This window comes from Hymenobacter sp. BT18 (assembly GCF_012273015.1).
GTDB classification, from domain to species: domain Bacteria; phylum Bacteroidota; class Bacteroidia; order Cytophagales; family Hymenobacteraceae; genus Hymenobacter; species Hymenobacter lutimineralis.
Genome location: NZ_CP050954.1, coordinates 175,556 through 195,130 on the forward strand (window position 1 = coordinate 175,556; position 19,575 = coordinate 195,130).

At 62.0% G+C, this 19,575-nt stretch carries 19 protein-coding genes; 9 read left to right on the forward strand and 10 right to left on the reverse strand.

Annotation, left to right across the window (positions count from 1 at the left end; all coding sequences use genetic code 11):
- Entirely contained in the window at window positions 1–1,317 is a 1,317-nt protein-coding gene (locus tag HER32_RS00785; protein WP_168679727.1) for a DUF1015 domain-containing protein, read from the forward strand.
- Window positions 1,283–1,876: a Maf family nucleotide pyrophosphatase gene (locus HER32_RS00790; protein ID WP_168679729.1), complete on the forward strand. Its 594-nt coding sequence runs from the start codon at window positions 1,283–1,285 to the stop codon at window positions 1,874–1,876. The genes HER32_RS00785 and HER32_RS00790 overlap by 35 nt, the downstream gene beginning before the upstream one ends.
- Before the next feature lie 80 nt (window positions 1,877–1,956).
- On the opposite strand, the gene HER32_RS00795 is transcribed toward HER32_RS00790, so the two are convergent.
- The 8 genes from HER32_RS00795 to sdaAB all read right to left on the reverse strand — a co-directional run bounded on the left by HER32_RS00795 (window position 1,957) and on the right by sdaAB (window position 10,692).
- A complete protein-coding gene (locus HER32_RS00795; RefSeq protein WP_168679732.1) occupies window positions 1,957–3,660 on the reverse strand; it encodes a catalase in 1,704 nt (567 codons plus the stop codon).
- 208 nt (window positions 3,661–3,868) lie between these two features.
- Entirely contained in the window at window positions 3,869–4,297 is a 429-nt protein-coding gene (locus HER32_RS00800; protein ID WP_149071457.1) for an EamA family transporter, read from the reverse strand.
- A 3-nt stretch (window positions 4,298–4,300) separates the two neighbouring features.
- On the reverse strand, window positions 4,301–4,705 hold the full coding sequence (locus tag HER32_RS00805) for a DUF4259 domain-containing protein (protein ID WP_149071458.1): 405 nt from the start codon (window positions 4,703–4,705) through the stop codon (window positions 4,301–4,303).
- A gap of 51 nt (window positions 4,706–4,756) precedes the next feature.
- Window positions 4,757–5,629 (reverse strand): glycosyltransferase family 2 protein, encoded by an 873-nt coding sequence (locus tag HER32_RS00810; protein WP_168679734.1) that lies wholly within the window; start codon window positions 5,627–5,629, stop codon window positions 4,757–4,759.
- Between the two features lie 73 nt (window positions 5,630–5,702).
- Window positions 5,703–6,692, reverse strand: a complete 990-nt coding sequence (locus HER32_RS00815; protein WP_149071460.1) for an NAD(P)H-dependent glycerol-3-phosphate dehydrogenase — start codon at window positions 6,690–6,692, stop codon at window positions 5,703–5,705.
- A gap of 157 nt (window positions 6,693–6,849) precedes the next feature.
- Window positions 6,850–8,253 carry an efflux RND transporter periplasmic adaptor subunit gene (locus HER32_RS00820; RefSeq protein ID WP_168679736.1) on the reverse strand — a complete coding sequence of 468 codons (1,404 nt, stop codon included), beginning with the start codon at window positions 8,251–8,253 and terminating at the stop codon, window positions 6,850–6,852.
- A gap of 104 nt (window positions 8,254–8,357) precedes the next feature.
- A complete protein-coding gene (locus HER32_RS00825; RefSeq protein WP_149071462.1) occupies window positions 8,358–9,869 on the reverse strand; it encodes a TolC family protein in 1,512 nt (503 codons plus the stop codon).
- A 142-nt stretch (window positions 9,870–10,011) separates the two neighbouring features.
- Window positions 10,012–10,692 (reverse strand): L-serine ammonia-lyase, iron-sulfur-dependent subunit beta, encoded by a 681-nt coding sequence (gene sdaAB, locus HER32_RS00830; RefSeq protein ID WP_149071463.1) that lies wholly within the window; start codon window positions 10,690–10,692, stop codon window positions 10,012–10,014.
- 147 nt (window positions 10,693–10,839) lie between these two features.
- Here sdaAB and HER32_RS00835 point away from each other — a divergent pair, with 147 nt between their 5' ends.
- Both HER32_RS00835 and HER32_RS00840 read left to right on the forward strand, forming a co-directional pair.
- Window positions 10,840–11,856, forward strand: coding sequence for a tryptophan 2,3-dioxygenase family protein (locus HER32_RS00835; RefSeq protein ID WP_317169650.1), 1,017 nt, complete (start codon window positions 10,840–10,842; stop codon window positions 11,854–11,856).
- Between the two features lie 74 nt (window positions 11,857–11,930).
- On the forward strand, window positions 11,931–12,917 hold the full coding sequence (locus tag HER32_RS00840; RefSeq protein WP_168679738.1) for a tetratricopeptide repeat protein: 987 nt from the start codon (window positions 11,931–11,933) through the stop codon (window positions 12,915–12,917).
- A gap of 82 nt (window positions 12,918–12,999) precedes the next feature.
- Here HER32_RS00840 and HER32_RS00845 read toward each other — a convergent pair whose 3' ends face one another.
- Together HER32_RS00845 and HER32_RS00850 are read right to left on the reverse strand one after the other, a co-directional pair.
- Window positions 13,000–13,551, reverse strand: a complete 552-nt coding sequence (locus HER32_RS00845; RefSeq protein WP_168679741.1) for a DUF2911 domain-containing protein — start codon at window positions 13,549–13,551, stop codon at window positions 13,000–13,002.
- A 78-nt stretch (window positions 13,552–13,629) separates the two neighbouring features.
- Complete coding sequence (locus HER32_RS00850; protein ID WP_168679743.1) at window positions 13,630–14,928, reverse strand: MFS transporter; 1,299 nt, start codon at window positions 14,926–14,928, stop codon at window positions 13,630–13,632.
- Window positions 14,929–15,270: 342 nt separating this feature from the next.
- On the opposite strand from HER32_RS00850, the gene HER32_RS00855 reads away from it, so the two are divergent.
- The 5 genes from HER32_RS00855 (at window position 15,271) to HER32_RS00875 (ending at window position 19,570) form a co-directional block, all read left to right on the forward strand.
- On the forward strand, window positions 15,271–15,495 hold the full coding sequence (locus tag HER32_RS00855; protein ID WP_168679745.1) for a hypothetical protein: 225 nt from the start codon (window positions 15,271–15,273) through the stop codon (window positions 15,493–15,495).
- Window positions 15,496–15,627: 132 nt separating this feature from the next.
- Complete coding sequence (locus HER32_RS00860; protein WP_168679747.1) at window positions 15,628–17,202, forward strand: NAD(P)/FAD-dependent oxidoreductase; 1,575 nt, start codon at window positions 15,628–15,630, stop codon at window positions 17,200–17,202.
- A gap of 184 nt (window positions 17,203–17,386) precedes the next feature.
- Complete coding sequence (locus tag HER32_RS00865) at window positions 17,387–17,746, forward strand: CoA-binding protein (RefSeq protein WP_168679749.1); 360 nt, start codon at window positions 17,387–17,389, stop codon at window positions 17,744–17,746.
- A gap of 434 nt (window positions 17,747–18,180) precedes the next feature.
- Window positions 18,181–18,762, forward strand: a complete 582-nt coding sequence (locus HER32_RS00870; RefSeq protein WP_149071472.1) for an RNA polymerase sigma factor — start codon at window positions 18,181–18,183, stop codon at window positions 18,760–18,762.
- Entirely contained in the window at window positions 18,743–19,570 is an 828-nt protein-coding gene (locus tag HER32_RS00875; RefSeq protein WP_168679751.1) for a hypothetical protein, read from the forward strand. The genes HER32_RS00870 and HER32_RS00875 overlap by 20 nt, the downstream gene beginning before the upstream one ends.
- Window positions 19,571–19,575 lie beyond the last annotated feature (5 nt).

Sequence of the window (19,575 nt, forward strand, 5' to 3'; positions counted from 1 at the left end):
TTGGCTGAAATTCAACCCGTGCGGGGCTGGCGCTACAACGACGATCTGGGCCAACGCATTGACGACTACGTTTCGCCCTTATTCGACGTGGTGTCGGCCAAGCAGCGCGAGGCCCTGTACCGGAATCCACTGAATAGTATTCATCTGTCCGTGCCGCGCGGGCAGGATGCAGCGGGCGCCGCCCTAGCCCGGCTCACGGAGTGGCAGCAGCAGGGCATTCTGCGTCAGGATGCCCTGCCAGGCATCTACGTTTATTACCAGTACTTTCGGCTGCCCGGCAACCCGCAGCGGGAGTACTGCCGCAAGGGCTTTATGTGCCACATTCGGGCTTACGACTGGGCTGATGAGGTGGTGCTGCGCCATGAAAACACGCTGCCGGCCAGCGTAAACGACCGGGCCGAGCTGCTGGCCCGCACCCAGTTCCAAACCAGTGCCACCCACGGCCTGTACCGCGACGAAGACTTCGAGCTGGAATGCTACCTGGATGAAGCCATCCTCGACCCGCTTTATCAAACGGAGGAAGACTACCAGGGTGCCCGCGACGTACTGGCCGTGATTCAGGATGCGCGCGTGATTCAACAGTTTCAGCAGGTACTGGCCGAACGGCAGGTGATTCTGGCCGACGGGCACCACCGCTACGAAGGCTCCCTGGCGTACCGCCAAGCCCGGGAGGTGGCCGCCGGGGGGCAGGCTACGGGCCGCGAAGCCTGGAACTACCACCTGATGTACCTCACCAACGCCGCCGCCGACGACCTGCGTATTCTGCCCACGCACCGCCTGCTGCTGGAATTGCCCGCAGGCCTTGCCAACGCAGATTTCCTGGCCCAGTTAGAGGCGTATTTTACCGTGGTGCCTAAAGACGACGCCTACGACTTGCCCGAGCTGATTGCAGGTAAGCCCTGGGCATTCGGGCTGTACCTGGACGGGCAGGCCTACAAGCTGCGCCTGCGGCCTGAGGTACACGGGCAGCTCAGCTGGCCCCTCACGCCCGAAGTGAAGGCCCTCGACCTGACGGTGCTGCACTTCTTCGTGCTCGAAAAGGTACTGGGCATTGTGGGCATCGACGCGCAGCGGCAGTGGCCGGGCGTGGCCTACGTGCGCAACTTCCCCGAGTGCCTCACCCGCGTGGACCGGGGCGAGGCCCGCGCCGCTTTCATCACCAATGAGGTGACCATGGACGAGGTAGAGCGGGTATGCCACAGCGGGGCCGTGATGCCGCCCAAATCCACGTTCTTTTATCCCAAGACTATCGGAGGCTTCCTGTTTACCTCCATCCGCGACGATGAACACACCCACGCGTTTACTGCTGGCTTCTAATTCCCCGCGCCGCCGTCAGCTGCTCACCGACCTGGGCCTGACCTACGAAGTACGTCTCAAGGAAGTCGATGAATCCTTCCCGGCCCACCTGCGCCGCGCCGAAATAGCCGAGTTTCTGGCCGCCCACAAAGCCAGCGCCTACCGCACCGAGCTAGCCCCCGACGAAGTACTGCTCACGGCCGACACCATCGTGTGCCTCGACGAGCAGGTACTCAACAAGCCCGAAGACGAGGAAGACGCCGTACGCATGCTCACCCAGTTGCAGGGCCGCGCCCACGACGTGTACACGGGCGTGTGCCTACTAACCGGCGCAGGGCAGCAGGTGGTGTTTTCCGACCAGACGCAGGTGCATTTCCGCGCCCTCAGCGAAGCCGAAATCCGCTTCTACGTGCAGCGTTACCAGCCGCTCGATAAAGCCGGGGCCTATGGCGCGCAGGACTGGATTGGGCTGGCCGCGGTAACCCGCCTGGAGGGCTCCTACTTCAACGTGATGGGGCTGCCGGTGCACCGCGTGTGGGAAGAATTGGCGAAGCTGGCACCCGGCCTGCTGCCTTGCTAACTGCTAGATCAAATACATAAAAAGGCCGCTGAGAAGTTCTCAGCGGCCTTTTTTTATGCAGCAAGCTGCTAGGAAATAACTTAGTAAGGCTTGGCTTCGTGGCCCACTTCCTCAGCCTGCTGTGAGGCTTCGCGCTGCTGGCTTTCGTTGTACTGATTGCCGCCTTCGTGTTGCTGGCCACCACGGGCAGCTGCCAGGCCCTCGGCGAGGCGCTTGCCCCAGTCCGGGTCGCAGTTGGTGCACAGCTCCACCATCTTGTCGCTCACCTTGCGGTCAGCATCGGCCAGGGCGCCCACCATGTTGTTGATCAGGTCGTCCCGCTCCCAGTCTTCGTGCAGGCGGTACCGTTCGCCGGCCTGCTTGAAGTTGTTCTGGCGGTCGAGGGTCTGGCGCACGACGCGGCCGCTGTACGCAGGCATATGCTCTGGCGCGGTGCGGGGCGCTTCCTTCAGGCCATTGAGCGAGCTGGGCTCGTAGTTGATGTGGTTGTTCTGGCCGGGGGCCGAGTCTACGTGGTAAGCCATCTGGCCGTCGCGCTGGTTGGTGGCCACGTGCTTTTTGGGCGCGTTGATGGGCAGCTGCAGGTAATTGGTGCCCACGCGGTAGCGCTGAGTGTCAGAGTACGAGAAGGTGCGGCCCTGCAACATCTTGTCGTCGGAGAAGTCGAGGCCATCCACCAGCACGCCAGTTCCAAAAGCCGACTGCTCCACCTCGGCGAAGTAGTTTTCGGGGTTGCGGTTGAGCGTCATCTTGCCCACAGGCAGGTGCGGGAACTGATCCTCAGGCCAGATCTTAGTATCATCGAGCGGGTCGAAGTCCAGCTCCGGATGCTCGTCGTCGCTCATGATCTGCACGCGCAGCTCCCACTCGGGGAAGTTGCCGGCCTTGATGTTGTCGAACAGGTCCTGGGTGGCGTGGTTGAAGTTCTTGGCCTGGATGGCCTCCGCTTCCTGGGCCGTCAGGTTTTTGATGCCCTGGAGCGGTTCCCAGTGGTACTTCACCAGGACGGCGTCGCCGTCCTGGTTCACCCACTTATAGGTATTCACGCCCGAGCCCTGCATCTGGCGGTAATTGGCTGGAATGCCCCAGGGCGAGAACAGGAAGGCCACCATGTGCATGGCCTCGGGCGTGTTGCAGATAAAGTCGAAAATCCGCTCCCCGCTCTGGCGGTTGGTTACCGGGTCGGGTTTCTGGGAGTGAATCAAATCCGGAAACTTCATGGCGTCGCGAATAAAGAACACCTTGAGGTTGTTGCCCACTAAATCCCAGTTGCCATCCTCGGTGTAAAACTTCACCGCGAAGCCGCGCGGGTCGCGCAGGGTTTCGGGGGAGTGGCCGCCGTGGCCCACTGTAGAAAAGCGCACGAATACGGGCGTCTGCTTGCCGGCCGTGTTGAACAGCTTGGCGCGGGTGTACTGTTCAATAGGCTCGTCCCCTACTTTGCCGTAGGCTTCAAACACACCGTGGGCTCCCGCGCCGCGGGCATGCACTACGCGCTCCGGTACCCGCTCCCGGTCGAAGTGACTGATTTTTTCAAGGAAAGCATACTGCTCCAGCAGCGCCGGACCGCGGTTGCCGAGGGTGCGCAGGTTCTGGTTGTTGGTGAGCGGGTGCCCCTGGCGGGTGGTTAGCGTGCGGGCATTTTCCCCCTCGGCCGTGCGCGGGTCCTGCGAGGAGCCCGTGCCCGTTACGGCCGTGCCGGTGCCATCGGCGGCGGAGTGCTGGGTATGGTTGGAAGTGCCGTTTTGACCGTTTTGCGGTTGATTTTCGTTGGGAGTACTCATTAGCGGGCGTGTGAATGTGGGTTGCAAGTATACCCAGGACCCGCGCAGGTTGTTACTCTAGTGGAGAATTATTCTTATCTAGGCCATAATGCTGTACATAGGGTTTAGCTGATAGATGCTGGTTGCCAGGGTTTAGATACTGCTTGTTCGTTGTGCGTTGTCAGGCTCAAGTAGTATGCCCACAAACAACGACCAACTAGCAACTAAATCAATGCCCGCGGGCCAGCAGGGCAATACCGCCCACAATGAGCAGCAAACCCAGCACCTGCCCCAGGGTGAGCACCTCGCGGGCCACTACCACGCCCAGCACCGCCGTGAGCAGCACTGAGCCCCCCACAATCACGGGCGTACCCACAGCAGAAGGCACACCCCGGCTAAACACCACGAAGGTGAGAATTTCGGCCAGGCCCACCCCCAGGCCGGCCAATGCCGCCAGCCACAGCCCTTTGCTGGTCACGGGCAGGGGCTGCCCCTGCAGCTTGAGCTTGAGCAGCCACAAAGCCCCCAAGGCGGCGGCCACCAGTTGCAGGACCACGGCCCCCACGGCGGCGGGTACCTGATCGGCGGCCTGCTTGATAAAGAAGTTGTAGAAGGCCAGGCACAGGGCCGTGAGCAGGGCCAGTACGAGCCAGGGCATAGCCTACTCCTGCTCTTCCAGGCGGTCCAAAAGCCCTTGCTGCTCCTGCTTCCAGGCAGCCGCATCGGCGGTTTCCTCCCACAGCTCACGCAGCTCCGACTGCCGGAGCACGGCCTCCACCGCTTCCTGGGCCAGCTCGCGTAAGTCATCACTGTCGCCGGCATCCAGCTGCTTCAGGGCTGGCTGCAAATCGGCGGGAAAAGCTGGGGAGGGCTTCCCGAGAATAGCGGCCACGATTTCGGCGGCCGCCAGCGCCTCACTGGCTACGTCCGCCTCAATGTATTCTTCTTCCTCGGCCGCCGTGGCCAGCGCGGCCAGCAGCAGTGCCTCGTTGGGCTGGTCGCGGAAGTCGGCGGCGAAGTCCGCGGCCGTGTCGTTTTCGAAGTTACGGTGTCCCCAGGAACCCATGTAGTGCTGCAGGTAAAGTGAGTGAAATTGGGTAGCCGCCGGCTAGCGCGGCTACACCAGCTTATAGTTGCGGTACTCGCCCGGGCGGTAGCCGGTGCGCAGCTCCACCCAGTGCTTGAGCCGGTCTTTGAAGCGCTGGCGGTTGCGGCTCATATCATGGTCGTACTGCCAGTTCTGCCTTTGGATGCGCGCCTGCATCACGGCCGGGTGCGTGCCCGTAAAGCGCTGCAGGGAATCTATCTGACTGTAATCAAACGCCGCGGCCGGGGCAATGTGCTCGGCCATCCACTCGTCGGAGTGCCAGAGCTTGTTGAACGTTTCCTGCTTGCGCTGCATGGCCTCGGGAGGCTTTACCCAGCCGTAGTGGTGCACGGTAACGTCCAGCAGCTTTACCCGCAGCTTTTCATTGTTGTTTTTCCGAAAGCCCTGGGCATCGCGGTAGGAGTACACGCCCCGGCCCGGGCGCACCACCCGAATTTCGCGCCGGTACCAGCGGGCCGCATCCCCTACGTAATCGTAGGAGCCGTAGAAGTGGCGGTAGTGCAGCAGAAGGCCATCCACGTTGGCCGCATCCTTCCAACGCTCCATGCCGGCGCGCAGGGCCGCGTAGTCCGTCTCGTGCAGCACCTCATCGGCCTGCAGGTAGATGGCCCAGTCGGCATCGGCCGGCACGGCGGCCAGGGCTTTGTTAGTTTCCACGGCCAGCACCTGCCCGCCTTCGCGCAGCGTATCGTCCCAGGTGGTTTCGAGCAGGCGGATTTTGGGGGAGTCAATGCTCTGGATCAGCGCCAGCGTATCGTCGCTGGAGTTGCCGACGGCCACCACCACCTCGTCGCAGAGCGGTAGCAGGGAGTGCAGGCTTTCCAGCACCGGATAATCGTAGGTGAGGGCATTGCGCACAAACGTAAAGCCAACGACTTTCATAGGCAGGATAACGGCTTGAGATGACGAGAAGCCAGCGGAACGCCTTCCAGGTGCGCAGCCGCGGCTTTCTCAGCTACTTAAACTTCTCTTTCAGCAGCTCAATCTCTACGGCCGGCGAAATTTTCTCGTAAAGAATGTGGTAGGCGGCCGAGGTAATGGGCATAGGCACCAGCAGTTTCTTGTTCAGCTCGTGGATGCTTTTCACGGCGTAGTAGCCCTCGGCCACCATGTTCATCTCCATCTGCGCCGATTTTACGGAGTACCCCCGCCCGATCATGTTGCCGAAGGTACGGTTGCGCGAAAACTGGGAGTAGGCCGTCACCAGCAGGTCGCCAAGGTAGGCGGAGGCCGACAGGTCGCGGGGTTGGGGGTTGAGGGCGTGGACGAAGCGCCGCATTTCCTGCACGGCATTGCTCACCAGCACCGCCTGGAAGTTGTCGCCGTAGCCCAGGCCGTGGGCAATGCCGCTGGTAAGCGCAATGATGTTCTTCATCACGGCGCAGTACTCGATGCCATCGAGGTCGTCCATGGGGTGGGCCTTCACGTAGCGGTTGCGCAGCAGGCGGCAGAAGTCCTCGGCCAGCTCGGGACTAGGCGAGCCGATGGTGAGGTAACTCTGCTTTTCCAGGGCTACTTCCTCGGCGTGGCAGGGGCCGGCCACTACGCCCAGCTGAGCATGCGGCAGCCGGAACCGCTCGGCCACGTAGTCCGTCACCAGGATATTCTTGCCCGGAATCATGCCCTTGATGGCCGTGATAATGCGCTTATGCCGCAGCGTGTCGCGGTCCAGCTTGTCGAGCACATCCTTCACGAAGGCCGCCGGTACGGCCAGCACCAGCCAGTCGGCTTCCTTCACCACGGCGTCCAGGTCGCTGGAGGGAAATATACGCGTCAGGTCGAAGGCCACGGAGGAAAGGTAACGCCGGTTGTGGCGGGTGCGCTGCAGGTGCTGCACGTCGTCCTTGCTGCGCATCCACCAGCCCACCCGGGCCCCGTTTTCCGACAGTATTTTGGCTAGTGCAGTGGCCCATGAGCCACCGCCAATCATGGCAATCTTTTCCAAGCTGCGGGTTACAGAATCAACGAAGGGATAAAAGGCGGCAGGGTTTTGGCCGGCCGATGGCCGAGTTTAGGCAAAAAAAACGGAAGGCTGGCCCCCGCGCGGGGGCCAGCCTTCCAAACCAGGGCGCCAAAACCAGCCATTCAGGTAGTTAGCGCGGCTAGTCTTCTTTAGGCTCGTCGGCCTTCAGGGCCGCTTTGTTGATGCTCTTGGCATCCTTCACTACAACCAGCTCCCCATCCTTCAGAGTCTTGGAAACCGCGCGGAAAGGGCCGCTGACCACCTCCGTGCCTTGGGTGAGGCCGCTGAGGATTTCAATGTTCTGGAAGTCGCTGATGCCGGTTTTCACGGGCGTGAGCACGGCTTTGCCGCCTTTCACCACAAACACTACTTCCTGGACATCGGCCTTGGGAGCCTTGGCCGCCTCAGCCTCGCCCCCACGGCCGCGCCCGATCTTGATGCCTTCTTTATCCTTGTCGCCGCCCTTAGCAAAAGCGCTGTCGGAGCGGGTAGTCACGGCGGCCAGCGGCACCGTCAGCACGTTGCTCTTGCGCTCGGTGATAATGTCGACGGAGGCCGTCATGCCGGGGCGGAAGGGCACCAGGGTGCGGCCGTTTACCGTGCGCTGCAAGTGCCGGTACGACTCGGGCAGCAGGCGGATGCGCACTTCAAATTCCGTTACCGCTTCGGCCGTGAGAGCATCCTTGGCCGTGTTGGCAATGCTGGTGACCAGGCCCCGGAACTTCTCATCCTTGCTGGCATAGGCGTCCACCTCTACCTCCACCGAGTCGCCGAGGTTGACGTTGGTTACGTCGTTTTCGTTCACGTTCACGCGCACCTCCATGGAGTTGAGGTTGGCGATACGCATAATCTCAGTGCCGGCCATCTGCGAGGTACCTACTACCCGCTCCCCGCGCTCCACGTTCAGTTTGCTGACGGTGCCACTCACGGGTGCATAAATGGTGGTCTTATCGAGGTTGCGGCGGGCTTCGTCGAGGCTGGCCTGGGCGCTGCGCACCTGGCTCTGGGCGGCCCGAATGCTCTGGCGGGCCGAGTTGACTTCTTCCTGGGAGGCATCGTAGGCGGCCTTGCTGGCTTCAAAATCAGCCTGCGAAATCACCTTCTGCTTGAAGAGCGAGGCGTTCCGCCGGTACGTCAGCTCGGTTTGCTTGGCATTGGCCAGCAACTGCTGCAGACGGGCCTGGCTCTGGCCCACGTTGGCGCGCTGGGTGCCGACCACCGCGTTCTGCTGATTTACCATGGCCTGGTAGTTGTCGGGCCGGATGCGCAGCAGCAGCTGTCCCTTCTTGACGGAGTCGCCTTCCTGCACGTACAGCTCGGTGATTTCCCCCGATACGTCGGGCGAAATTTTCACTTCCGTCTCCGGCTGCACTTTCCCGGAGGCACTTACTTTCTCGACAATCGTTGCGGGCTGGGCCTTGGCCGAAATAACTTCTGTGCCGACGGGGCTACCAATCCAGCCTTGTTTCTTGGCCAGAATAAATCCACCCACCAGCAGCAGCAATACGGCAATGAGAATGTACAGCGTGCGGTTATTTTTCATAGGTAAAAACTTAGGAACTTAGGGCTCAGGGACGTAGTTGCTGCTGGCTAAAACCACCAGGTGCTTTTTCGGGGCGGCCGCGCGGGCCGGGGCTGTTGCACGCCTTACAGGCTGATGGGGCGGCCCTGGTAGAAGTCAAGCACTTTGCGACGGAAGATGAACTCGTACTTGGCCTGAATCATGCTCGACTCGGCCGCCGTCAGGTTGTTTTTCGAGATGTTGAACTCCGTGCCGTTGAGCAGGCCGTTGTTGAAGCGGATTTCGGCGTTGCGGTACGCCGTGGTCAGGGCATCTACCTGCCGCTTGGCGGCCACGTACCGGCGCTGGGCGGCCCGGGCATCGGCGTAGGCCTGCTGAATGTTCTGGCGCAGCGTCAGACGAGTCTGGTCGGCCCGGGCCTGGGCCTGCTGCACGCCAATCTGAGCGCGCTGCAGGTTGGTGCGCGCCTGCAGGCCATTCAGGATGGGCACGCTCAGGTTGAACTGCAGCTGCTTACCGAAGTTGTCTTTGATCTGGTTGGAGAAGGCCGTGGGCTTCACGTCGAAGCGCGGCTGGGCCACCCCCGTCACGTACTGGGTAGGAACGGGCGGCGTGGTGGGCGTGGCGGGGTTGTAGATGAAGACCGGCGCGTAGCTGAAGTCGACTTCGCCGGTGGGAATAAACGAGGAGCGGGCCGAGGAATACCCCGTGAACAAGCCTGCCCCGAAGGTCAGGCGCGGGTAGTAGGCGCCCCGGGCCACATCCACGCCGAAGCTGCTGGCCCGCACGCGCTGGTCGGCGGCTTTCACTTCGGGCAGCAGGCTTTCGGCCGTCTGGTAGGTTTCGTTCAGATCCAGGCTCAGCTCTGCCTCGTCGTCGGGGTCGGGCAGGGCGGGCACGTCAATCTGGAAGGCTGTAGCCTCGGCCCCACTCAGATTCAGCAGCTGAATCAGCTGCAGGCGGGCAATATCGCGCTGGTTTTCGGCCGTGATGACGTTGGTTTGGTCGGAGGCCTGCTGGGCCTGGGCGTCGAGCAGGTTGCTCTCGGCCACGGAGCCGGCCCGGAGCAGCTTGCGGGCCCGCTCCACCTGCTGCTCGGCCGAGTTCACCCGCAGCTGGTTGGCGCGCACCAGCTCCTCAGCCAGCACCAACTGCAGGTACTGCGAGGCCACGTTCAGGGCCAGGTCGTTGCGGGCCTTGTCCACGTCGTTGCGGCCGGCTTCTACGTTCAGCACGTTCTGCTTGATGGTATTGCGCAGCTGAAAGCCCGAAAAGAGCGTAACCTGCGAGGATACCGAGAAATTGTTGGAGCGGATGGTCTGCGTAATGAACTCGTTGGTGAGCGGGTCGGTGCTGGTACCAAAGTTCCAGGACTGGGAGCCGTTCACGTTGGCGTTGGGCAGCAGCGCGGCTCGGCTCTGGCGGAGGTTCGCCTCGTTTACGTCGGCCGAGAACTGCGTCAGGCGCACGTTCAGGTTGTTTTGCAGGGCGTAGTCGATGGCGCGCTGCAGCGTCCAGCCGCCCCCGGCCGTGGCGGGCAGCGTGCCGGCGGGGGGCTGGGTGGGCGACGTTGTTTGAGCCAGGGCGGGCGGCGTAAGCAGGCTGGTGCCCAGCAGCAGCCGATACAAGTGTTTCATAGCAGGTAAAGAAAATCAGCGGAAGAAGAGCGGCGGGAGGTCAGGTGGCCAGCGGCCACGCAAGGTAGGGGCCGGTAGCCGGGGGCGGAACCGGAATCAACCAACACCGGCATACAAGCCGTGAACTAGCCCGCTGGTGCACTTAGTCGATGTTTGGAATGTAGGTAACGCGCTGCACCCAGCTCAGCTGGCGCAGGTATTCAAGGGTAATATCCTTCAGGCCCGAGTCGGTTTCGATAAACTGCCGGGCCAGCTCGTGCTTGCCCTTGCGGCTCACAAACATGGTGGCAATGTTGCAGTCGTCGTGGGCAATAACGGAGGCAATGAAGGCAATGGAGCCGGGCACGTCGGCCGCGTCGATAATGAGCGTGTGCAGGGAAGCGGAGAAGTCGGCCGGAAACCCATCTACTTCCACAATGCGAATGACGCCCCCGCCCCGGCTCTGACCCACCACTTCCACGGCGTGGCCGGTGCGCTCATCGCGCAGCTGCAGCTTGATGGTGTTGGGGTGCATGGTGGAGGCGTTGCCCACGCTCTGAAACGTGTACTGCAGGCCCGCGGCGCGGGCGTGGTCGAAGGCCTCGCGAATGCGCACGTCGTCGGTGGCGTAGCCCAGCAGGCCGGCCACGATGGCGCGGTCGGAGCCGTGGCCTTCGTAGGTGCGGGCGAAGGAGTTGTAGAACGTGATGGTTGCGTGCGTGGGCAGGGAGCCCAGAATGCGGATGGCGGCACTGGCAATGCGCACCACGCCCGCCGTATGCGAGGAGCTGGGGCCAATCATAACGGGCCCGATCATATCAAAAATGCTGCTTTTCTCTGCCATAGCGCGCCGTTATTCTGCGGATGCCTGCCAAAAGTAGAGGATTCGGGCGGGAATTCAACTTGCCAAAGTACCAGCATTTCCAGCCAGGACCACTCTTCGGCCTTAGGCCAAGCCCGGCCGTGGGGGTTTGCGGGGGTTTTTCGTTCTTTGCGCCCGTTCACCCGCCGCCTTACCCGCCTGCCCATGCTCTCCCCTATTCCCTCCGACGAGTTTGCTCCCGCCGTGCTGGAGCAGCTGCGCCGCCTGCAGCAGAAATACGCCGCCGATGGCCAGGACCTGGCGGGCTACCTCGAAGGTCTATACTACGCCGACTACGTCAACTACTGGGACTACATTGAGCTGGACACGCTGCTGAGCTTGCAGCGCCCCCTCACCCAGATTCCCGACGAGCGGATTTTCATCATCTACCACCAGATTACCGAGCTGTACTTCAAGCTGTGCCTGTGCGAGTACGAACAAATCGGCGACCTGCAGCAGCCCACGCTGCAGGAGGTAGTGCTGCGCGTGGGCCGCATCAACCGCTACTTCGAGAACCTGATTGACTCGTTCGACGTGATGGTGGACGGCATGGACAAGCAGCAGTTTCTGCAGTTTCGGATGAGCCTGATGCCGGCTTCGGGCTTCCAGAGCGTGCAGTACCGCATGATTGAGCTGGCCTCTACTTCCCTCTTCAACCTGGCCGACAAGGAAAAGCGCCGCCTGCTGGGCGAGGCCGCCGCCCACGACGAGCTGCTGGGCTGCATCTACTGGAAGGCCGGTGCCACCATTGAAGAAAGCGGGGCCAAGGCCCTTACGCTCATTCAGTTCGAAGAAAAATACACCGATACCCTGCACCAGCACGCCCGCCGCTTTGCCGAGCGCAACGTGTGGAGCGTGGTGCAGCGCCTGCCGGCCGCAGACCAGCAGCACCCGCGCCTGCTGCGCGCCCTGCGCCAGCTAGACGTGAGCGTGAACGTGAACTGGCCGCTGATGCACTACAAGTCGGCGGTGCGCTACCTGGAGCGCGACCCCACGGCCATTGCCGCCACCGGCGGCACCAACTGGAAGAAATACCTGCCTCCCAAGTTCCAGAAGCGCATCTTCTACCCCGCCATCTGGAGCGAGCAGGAGTTGGAGGACTGGGGCAAAGGCTGGGTGGAAAGCGTGCTAGGCGAGCAGGGGTAGCTGGTTAGTTGCTGGTTGCTGGTTGTTAGCTGTCATCCTGAAGTAGTAGGTATCAGCGTTTTAAATATCTACCTGTGAAGCTGCTGCTACTTTTTCTGTTACTACCAAGCCTAACGCTGGCCCAGGCCCGGCGCCAACCTACCCCGGCACAATTATCCCGGCCAGCGGGCACGATCAACGAACAGCCCCGTTTTGGTGGTCAGCCAAAAACTGCGGCGCAGTTGGCCTCCGACGCGGAGTTTATTCAGGATGCGGTGCGCCGCAGCAACAGGAGCGCGCGTGAAACGGCCCTGCTGTACGTTCGTTTTGGCTGGAGCTATCTAAAAGCTGATAATCCTATTACAGCAATTAAACGCTTCAACCAGGCCTGGCTACTGGATTCTACGCTGGCCGATGTGTACTACGGGTTCAGTGCCTTTTTGCAGCACCAACAGCGAAAAGCCGAGGCCGAGCAATACCTACGAATGGGCCAGCGGCACGACGTGGACAACCAAGGCCTTATCCGCTACTACAGTAACTTAGCCTACGGGCACGCTCAGCGCCGGGAGTATGCCGAGGCCATTGCCACCAACGAGAAAATTCTCGCCCTTGATGCCAATAATTCCTATGCCTACGCTTGGTCGGGGCGGTGGTATATGCAGCAGGACACGGCCAAAGCCCGCGCCTACCTCACCCGCGCCGTGCAGCTCGCTCCGCAGGACACAACTTCTTTCCTGAACCGGGGCTGGCTTGCCTATGGCCAGAAGCGCTACCCCGCCGCCATTGCCGACTACTCGGAGGCCATCCGACTAAACCCGCGCTATATCAGCGCCTATGCCAACCGGGCCCTGGCCTACACCGAGCAGCAAAACTATGCCGCCGCAATAGCCGACTGGCAATCCTGCCTGAAGCTGGTACCACCGCGCGACAAAGCACCGCTGTTTGGTACTATCGGCGAGCTTCAACTAAAAATGAATGATAAACCCGGAGCTTGTGAAAACCTCCGCCTAGCGCTGCAATGGGGCCTGGAGCCACCAGCAGAAAAGCAGGTGCACAAGCTTGTAAAGGAACATTGCCGCTAAGGGAGGCAAGAACCAGAAAGCCGGCCCGGGCGCTTCATCCTTGAAGCTGCCCCGGGCCGGCTTTCTGGTTTCAGTAGCCTGCTTACTTCGCGGCCGTCACTTTAAAGTCTACCTGGGCCTTTTCCCACTGCAGCGTCACTTTGCCGGACTTATCTACCTGGAACGTGAGCTGCTCGGTGGCGTTAGCGGCCGTTTTGGCGGGCACCTGCACGCGCAAGGCATCCTGCTCCTCTTTGTATTCGTAGGCGCCCCACTGGTTGGCTACTTTGTTGAAGATGAGGGTCCACGTCTGCTCGCCGGGAATGGAAAACAGCGCGTACTTGCCGGCGGGCAGGGCCTTGCCTTCTACCAGCACGTTTTTATCGACGGTGAACGTGGTAGCCTCGTTGGCCCCGGTGCGCCATACCTGGCCCAGCGGCACCAGCCCGTCAAATACTTTGCGGCCCTTCACTGATGGGCGGCTGTAGTCGATGGTGATGGTGCCGGCCGGCGTTTTGGCCGTAGCCGTGGCGGGCGGGCTCGGACGCTTGGACTTGTCTTCGGGCATTTTTTCCTGGGCCAGGCTACCGAAGGAAAGCAACAGGCAAGCCAGCCAGAGGGTAGACAAGAGGCCGAAGCGGAGGATGTTTTTCATAGCAAAACGGGTTTTGTAAAACAGAATGGCGAAAAGATACAGGATGTTTCGCGGGGTTGCACCGGCCGGGCCCTGGCCTCAGGCATCGGCAGTCATGCGCGAGGTGGCCTGGGTATCGGGCATACGCCAGTAAACCAGCAGGGAAATAGCGGCGCAGGCCGTTACGTACCAGTAGTACAACGATTCTACGCCCTGCTGCTTGGCTAGCAGGGCCGCGTATTCGGCCGTGCCCCCGAACACCGCCACCGTGAGGGCATAGGGCAGCCCCACGCCCAGGGCCCGGATTTCCGTCGGAAACAGCTCGGCCTTCACTACCGCATTGATGGAGGTGTACCCACTCACGATGCATAAGGCCAGCACCAGCAGCCCGAAGGCCGCACCTACGCTGCCGGCGCGCCCCAGGGCCGTGAGCAGCGGCACCGTGCCCAGCGTGGCGCCCACCCCAAAAAACAGCAGCACCGGCCGCCGCCCCACCCTATCCGACACGGCCCCCATCAGGGGCTGCAGCCCCAACGCCACGGCCAGCGCCCCAAAGGACACCAGCGTGGCCTGGGCCTTGCTGAAACCGGCCGTATTCACCAGAAACTTCTGCGCGTAGGTGGTAAAGGTGTAAAACGCCAGCGTGCCGCCCAGGGTAAGGCCCACCACCGTCAGGATTTCGCGGGGGTGGCGGAGCAATAGCGCCAGCTTGCTGAGTTTGGCGTCCGGAGTAGCCTCCTGTTGCACAAAATCGGTGGTTTCGGCCATGTTGCGGCGCAGATACAGCGCCGACACCGCCGCGGCCGCGCCCAGCACAAACGGCACGCGCCAGCCCCAGCTGGCCAGCTCGGCGGGCGTGAGCAGGGCCTGCAAAGCCAGCTGCACCAGCAGGGCCAGCAGCTGCCCGGCCAGCAACGTCACGTACTGGAAGGAGGAGAAAAAGCCCCGATGCCGGGCCCCGGCCATTTCGCTCAGGTAGGTGGCCGAGGTGCCGTATTCGCCGCCCACGCTCAGCCCCTGCAGCAGGCGGGCCAGCACCAGCAGCACCGGGGCCGCTACCCCAATCTGCGCGTAGCCGGGCGTGAGGGCAATGAGCAGGGAGCCCCCGCACATGAGCAGCACGGAGAGCAGCAGGGCAGCTTTGCGGCCGTGACGGTCGGCGTACACGCCCAGCAGCCAGCCCCCGAGGGGGCGCATCAGAAAGCCCACGGCGAAGATAGCGGCCGTATTCAGGAGCTGGGCCGTTTGGTTGCCGGCCGGGAAAAACGCTGGGGCAAAGTACAAGGCAAAAGCCGAGTACACGTACCAGTCGTACCATTCCACCAAGTTGCCGATAGAGCCGCTCACGATGGAGCGCAGACGGGCTGAAAACGGCGCAGCAGCAGCAACAGGCGGCATAGAATATCCAGTAGGTGAAAGCAGGCAAGGTAAGAAGCCGCGGCGTTTCCTGCGCGTAGCACTACTCCCGGCGGCTGTTTTGAGCCGGAGCCAGGGGGATATTTTGCCGGCCGATGGAGCCCCTCATACAGCCCGGCCCGGAACCCACTCAACCTCAACAGCCTTATTATCGTTCTACTATATATTGAACCATTCTGGTATCCTGGCCCGTTGTGGAGCTTGCGTATACCTCTTTTCCCGATTTCTCACTGTATGGAACAGCCGCATAACCAACGGCTCAACGCCCGTTTGGAACAATCATTTAAAGAAGCGGATAAGGCTCGCGAAGAGCTTACTGACTCCATGGCTAATTCCGTGGCCACCAACTGCGACCTGCTGCACCACGGCCTGGTAAGTGCCCGGGGCCTGGAGGTAACGACGGAAATGTACCGGCATATGCTGGGGCAGCTGCTGCGCCATCCTTCCGGCGAAGTGCGGGCCCACGTGCTGCACACCTTCAACACATCGATGGAGCAGTTCTGGCCCAGAAAGCAGAACATTCACCACGAGCCGGTAGCCAAGTCGTAGCCGCTCCCACATTCCGCCAACAACCCCAGCCGCCGGTGCCGCTGGGGTTGTTGGCGTATAGAGCCCCGGGCTTTTCGTAAGTTTGCGGCTCGTTTTACCTGGTTTGAAGGCTAACTCCCTTTCACCCCTCCCATGACTACTCCCCAAGAAGTTGAGGTGCTGCTGCCCGCCGAGGTAGCCTACCACGAATACGCCCGCTACCGCGCGTTGCTGCAGGCCGCGGGCCTCCAGCCCGGCGAGGCCGACTTTGTGCACCTGCGCAAACGCTCGATTGACGCGCGCGGCCGGCAGCCCCTGGTGCGCCTGCGCGCCGCCATCTACCCCGGCCCGCCGCCCGCCGACCTGTTTGGTCCCTGGTTTACCTACCCCGATGTCAGCCGGGCCCGGCGCTCTGTGCTGATTGTGGGCGCCGGCCCGGCCGGATTGTTTGCGGCCCTGCGCTGCATCGAGCTAGGCCTGAAGCCGGTGGTGCTGGAGCGCGGCAAGGATGTGCGCACCCGCCGCCGCGATTTGGCGGCCCTCAACAAAGACCACATCGTGAACCCCGACTCCAACTACTGCTTTGGAGAAGGTGGAGCCGGCACTTACTCCGATGGCAAGCTCTACACCCGCTCTACCAAGCGTGGGGACGTGCAGCGGATTCTGCGCCTGCTGGTACAGCACGGCGCCACCCCCGATATTCTCGTCGATGCCCACCCCCACATTGGCACCAACAAGCTCCCGTCCGTTGTAGGGGCCCTGCGCGACTCCGTGCTGGCAGCCGGCGGCGAGGTGCGCTTTGATACGCGGGTAGATGATCTGGTACTGGCCGAAAACCACCTGCGGGGAGTAATTACGGCGGCTGGGGAGGAACTCACGGCCGACGCGGTGATTCTGGCCACCGGCCATTCGGCCCGCGACATTTACGAGCTGCTGCACCGCCGGGGCGTGCTCATTGAAGCCAAGCCTTTTGCCCTGGGCGTGCGGGTCGAGCATCCGCAGCAGCTCATCGACCAGGCCCAGTACCGGATGCGGGAGCGGGGTCCGCTGCCCGCGGCCTCCTACGCCCTGGTTCATCAAACCCAGTGGCAGGGTCGGCAGCGGGGCGTGTTTTCCTTCTGCATGTGCCCGGGCGGCTTTATCGTGCCCGCCGCCACCGCGCCCGGCGAGGTCGTCGTGAATGGCATGAGCCCCAGCCGCCGCGACTCGCGCTTTGCCAACTCGGGCATCGTCACGGCTATTGAGCTGGAGGATATGGACCTGCGGCAGCACGGGGTCCTGGCCGGGTTGCGCCTGCAGCAGCAGATTGAGCAGCAGGCCTGCCAGGTGGCCGGCAACACTCAGCTGGCTCCGGCCCAGCTGCTGGGCGACTTCCTGAAGAAGAAATCCTCCGGGGCCCTCCTGGAAACGTCCTATCAGCCCGGCCTGGTTTCGGTGCCTATGGACGAGGTGCTGGGCGCTGGGCTGTCGGAGCGGCTGCGGCAGGGGTTCCGCAACTTCGGCCAGAAGATTCCGGGCTACGCCACCAACGCCGCTCAAATTGTGGGCGTGGAAAGCCGCACCTCCTCCCCCGTGCGCATTCCGCGCGACCGGGACACGCTCCAGCACCCGGAGGTGCGCGGCCTATTCCCCTGTGGGGAGGGTGCCGGCTACGCGGGCGGCATCGTGTCGGCCGCCATGGATGGAGAACGGTGCGCGGAAGCCGCTTTTGCCGCTGTTAGCTGTTAGCTGTTAGCTGTTAGCTGTTAGCTGTTAGCTGTGTTAACGGCGGCCTTGGGCGGGAGTTCTGCGTATTACGCCTAGTTTTCCCTCAACAGAGCCCAAATCAACAAAACCTGCCCGAGTAGTTTTTCTAATTCCCCCATAGCGCTAACAGCCAACAGCTAGTAGCTGATAGCTAAAAACCGCAAGTATGAAAAAGACCCTTGTTCTTGGCGCCAGCGACAATCCGGCCCGCTATTCCTACCGGGCCGTGCACCAGCTTAAAAGCCACGGCCACGAAGTAGTGCCCGTCGGCATTCGGAAAGGTCAGGTGGCCGGCCTGCCCATCGAAACCGAGCGGCCCGCTGCCGCCGATGTAGACACCGTGACTTTGTACGTAGGCCCGCAAAACCAGCCCGCCTGGTACGATTACATCCTGGACTTGCAGCCCAAGCGCATTATTTTCAACCCGGGCACTGAGAACCCCGAGCTGGAGCGCCTGGCCCGCCAGCGCGGCATCGAGACCGAAGAAGCCTGCACGCTCGTGATGCTCAGCGTAGGCCAGTACTAGTTTTAATGTGCTGCGCTGCGCTAATGTGGGGCGCTCCGCTAATGTGAAAAATGTGCTGATGTGGTTTTTTAATGGGGAGAATGGATTGAGGTTGCTTTGTTGCGGGTGACTTCGCCTGTTTATTCTCTTACCAAGCCTTTTTCCAGAAAGCCCTTTCCTGTTAGGTACAGGGAAGGGCTTTTTTGACATAAAAAAGGTCTGGCCTTGCTTGGGACATATGGCCACGCTTTCCTTCCTAGCACCCTCTCCCACCAGCCCATTCTCCACATTAGCGAAGCACATCAGCACATTTCCCACATTAGCACATTCAAAAGCACATTTCTCACATTAGCGAAGCGAAGCACATTAATTTTACCTGGTCAGGCAACGGTCCGCTACGGCTTCGCATCTACCCTGCCAAACGCCCGCTATTTGCTCCAAAACTCTACTACGCTGTGACCGAGGTTGAACTCATAACCGCTTGCCGCCAAGGCAGCAGCCGCGCCCAGAAACTGCTCTACGAGCGGTTTGCGGGGTTGATGCTGGGCGTGTGCCTGCGGTACCTGCGTCAGCGCGACGACGCCGAGGAGGTAATGCTCATGGGCTTTGTGAAAGTGTTCCGGGCCCTGGAGCAGTACCGCCACGAAGGCTCGTTTGAAGGCTGGATTCGCCGCATCATGGTAAACGAGGCCCTGGGGCAGCTGCGCCGCAAGGAGCCCCTGCACCTGGCCATCGACGACCTGACCTACGACGTGCCGGCCACCGCGGCCGAAGCCGAAAGTCAGCTGAATGCCGATGACCTGATGGCATTGCTAGCCGAGCTGCCGGCCGGCTACCGCACCGTGTTCAACCTCTACGCGCTGGAGGGCTACACCCACCCCGAAATTGCCGAGCTGCTGGGCATTTCGGAGGGCACCAGCAAGTCGCAGCTGAGTAAGGCGCGCGCCATGTTGCAGCGCCGCATTGCCGCCGCCAATACGGTAGCGGTATCCTCCTCCACCCAACCGAAAGAACTGTATGCAACCGGAAGATATTGATAAGCTGTTTCGGCAGCGCCTGCAGGGCCACGCGCCCACGCCGCCTGCCGACCTCTGGAGCCGCTTGGAAGCGGAGCTGCAGCCCGAGCAGAAAAAACGCCCGGTGATGTGGCTATACTCCATGGCTGCCGCTATTGCCCTGCTGCTAATGGTGGGCGCAGGCTGGCTGCTGCGCGGCCCCCAGGGCCCCACCACGGGCGCTGAGGGCACCCTGGCCGCTAACACCACCTCGGCCGGTATGCCGGCCACCAAAGTAGACGCAGACCAGCAGGAGCCGCAGATTTCCCAAGAAAAAATAATTGCCCAGGCAACGCCCTCCGCAACCCCTGCATCTACCACTCCAGAAGCTCAGAAAGCCCCCGCAGACCGGCCTACTGCTTTAACCCGCCTGGTCGCCTCGGCAACCAAATCCCCCCGCCCCAGCCACTCCGTGGCCCCTAACACCTCCGCTATTTCTGCTCCGGCCGTGGCCGTAGCAAGCCGGCCCGATACGCAACCGGAGCGTTATCAGTCGGCCCCTGCTACGCCAGCTCCCGAGCAAACCCTCATTGCCTCGGCAACGCCTTCCCCCACTACGGCCGCTCCGGTCGGCCCGATTGAGGTGGAAGTACACCGCCAGGCAGAAACGCCGGTGGCCCTTGCGGCCGCCGCTCCCGACCGTCGGCCGCGGCTGGGAGGCATTCTCCGGCAAGTGCGCAACGCCGTGCGTGGCGACCAGGTGAGCCTGGCCGACGCCGGCCTGCCGGAAACCCTGACGGTGCAAGCCCGCGTGGCGGGGCGCACCCTCTCCAAAACAATTCAACTCTAACAGTT

Excerpts from the sequence above, each read along its gene's own strand:
- HER32_RS00790 (WP_168679729.1), top strand. The coding sequence starts at position 1,283 with ATGAACACACCCACGCGTTTACTGCTGGCTTCTAATTCCCCGCGCCGC.
- HER32_RS00795 (WP_168679732.1), bottom strand. The coding sequence starts at position 3,660 with ATGAGTACTCCCAACGAAAATCAACCGCAAAACGGTCAAAACGGCACT.
- HER32_RS00800 (WP_149071457.1), bottom strand. The coding sequence starts at position 4,297 with ATGCCCTGGCTCGTACTGGCCCTGCTCACGGCCCTGTGCCTGGCCTTC.
- HER32_RS00805 (WP_149071458.1), bottom strand. The coding sequence starts at position 4,705 with ATGGGTTCCTGGGGACACCGTAACTTCGAAAACGACACGGCCGCGGAC.
- HER32_RS00810 (WP_168679734.1), bottom strand. The coding sequence starts at position 5,629 with ATGAAAGTCGTTGGCTTTACGTTTGTGCGCAATGCCCTCACCTACGAT.
- HER32_RS00820 (WP_168679736.1), bottom strand. The coding sequence starts at position 8,253 with ATGAAAAATAACCGCACGCTGTACATTCTCATTGCCGTATTGCTGCTG.
- HER32_RS00825 (WP_149071462.1), bottom strand. The coding sequence starts at position 9,869 with ATGAAACACTTGTATCGGCTGCTGCTGGGCACCAGCCTGCTTACGCCG.
- sdaAB (WP_149071463.1), bottom strand. The coding sequence starts at position 10,692 with ATGGCAGAGAAAAGCAGCATTTTTGATATGATCGGGCCCGTTATGATT.
- HER32_RS00845 (WP_168679741.1), bottom strand. The coding sequence starts at position 13,551 with ATGAAAAACATCCTCCGCTTCGGCCTCTTGTCTACCCTCTGGCTGGCT.
- HER32_RS00850 (WP_168679743.1), bottom strand. The coding sequence starts at position 14,928 with ATGCCGCCTGTTGCTGCTGCTGCGCCGTTTTCAGCCCGTCTGCGCTCC.
- HER32_RS00855 (WP_168679745.1), top strand. The coding sequence starts at position 15,271 with ATGGCTAATTCCGTGGCCACCAACTGCGACCTGCTGCACCACGGCCTG.
- HER32_RS00860 (WP_168679747.1), top strand. The coding sequence starts at position 15,628 with ATGACTACTCCCCAAGAAGTTGAGGTGCTGCTGCCCGCCGAGGTAGCC.
- HER32_RS00865 (WP_168679749.1), top strand. The coding sequence starts at position 17,387 with ATGAAAAAGACCCTTGTTCTTGGCGCCAGCGACAATCCGGCCCGCTAT.
- HER32_RS00875 (WP_168679751.1), top strand. The coding sequence starts at position 18,743 with ATGCAACCGGAAGATATTGATAAGCTGTTTCGGCAGCGCCTGCAGGGC.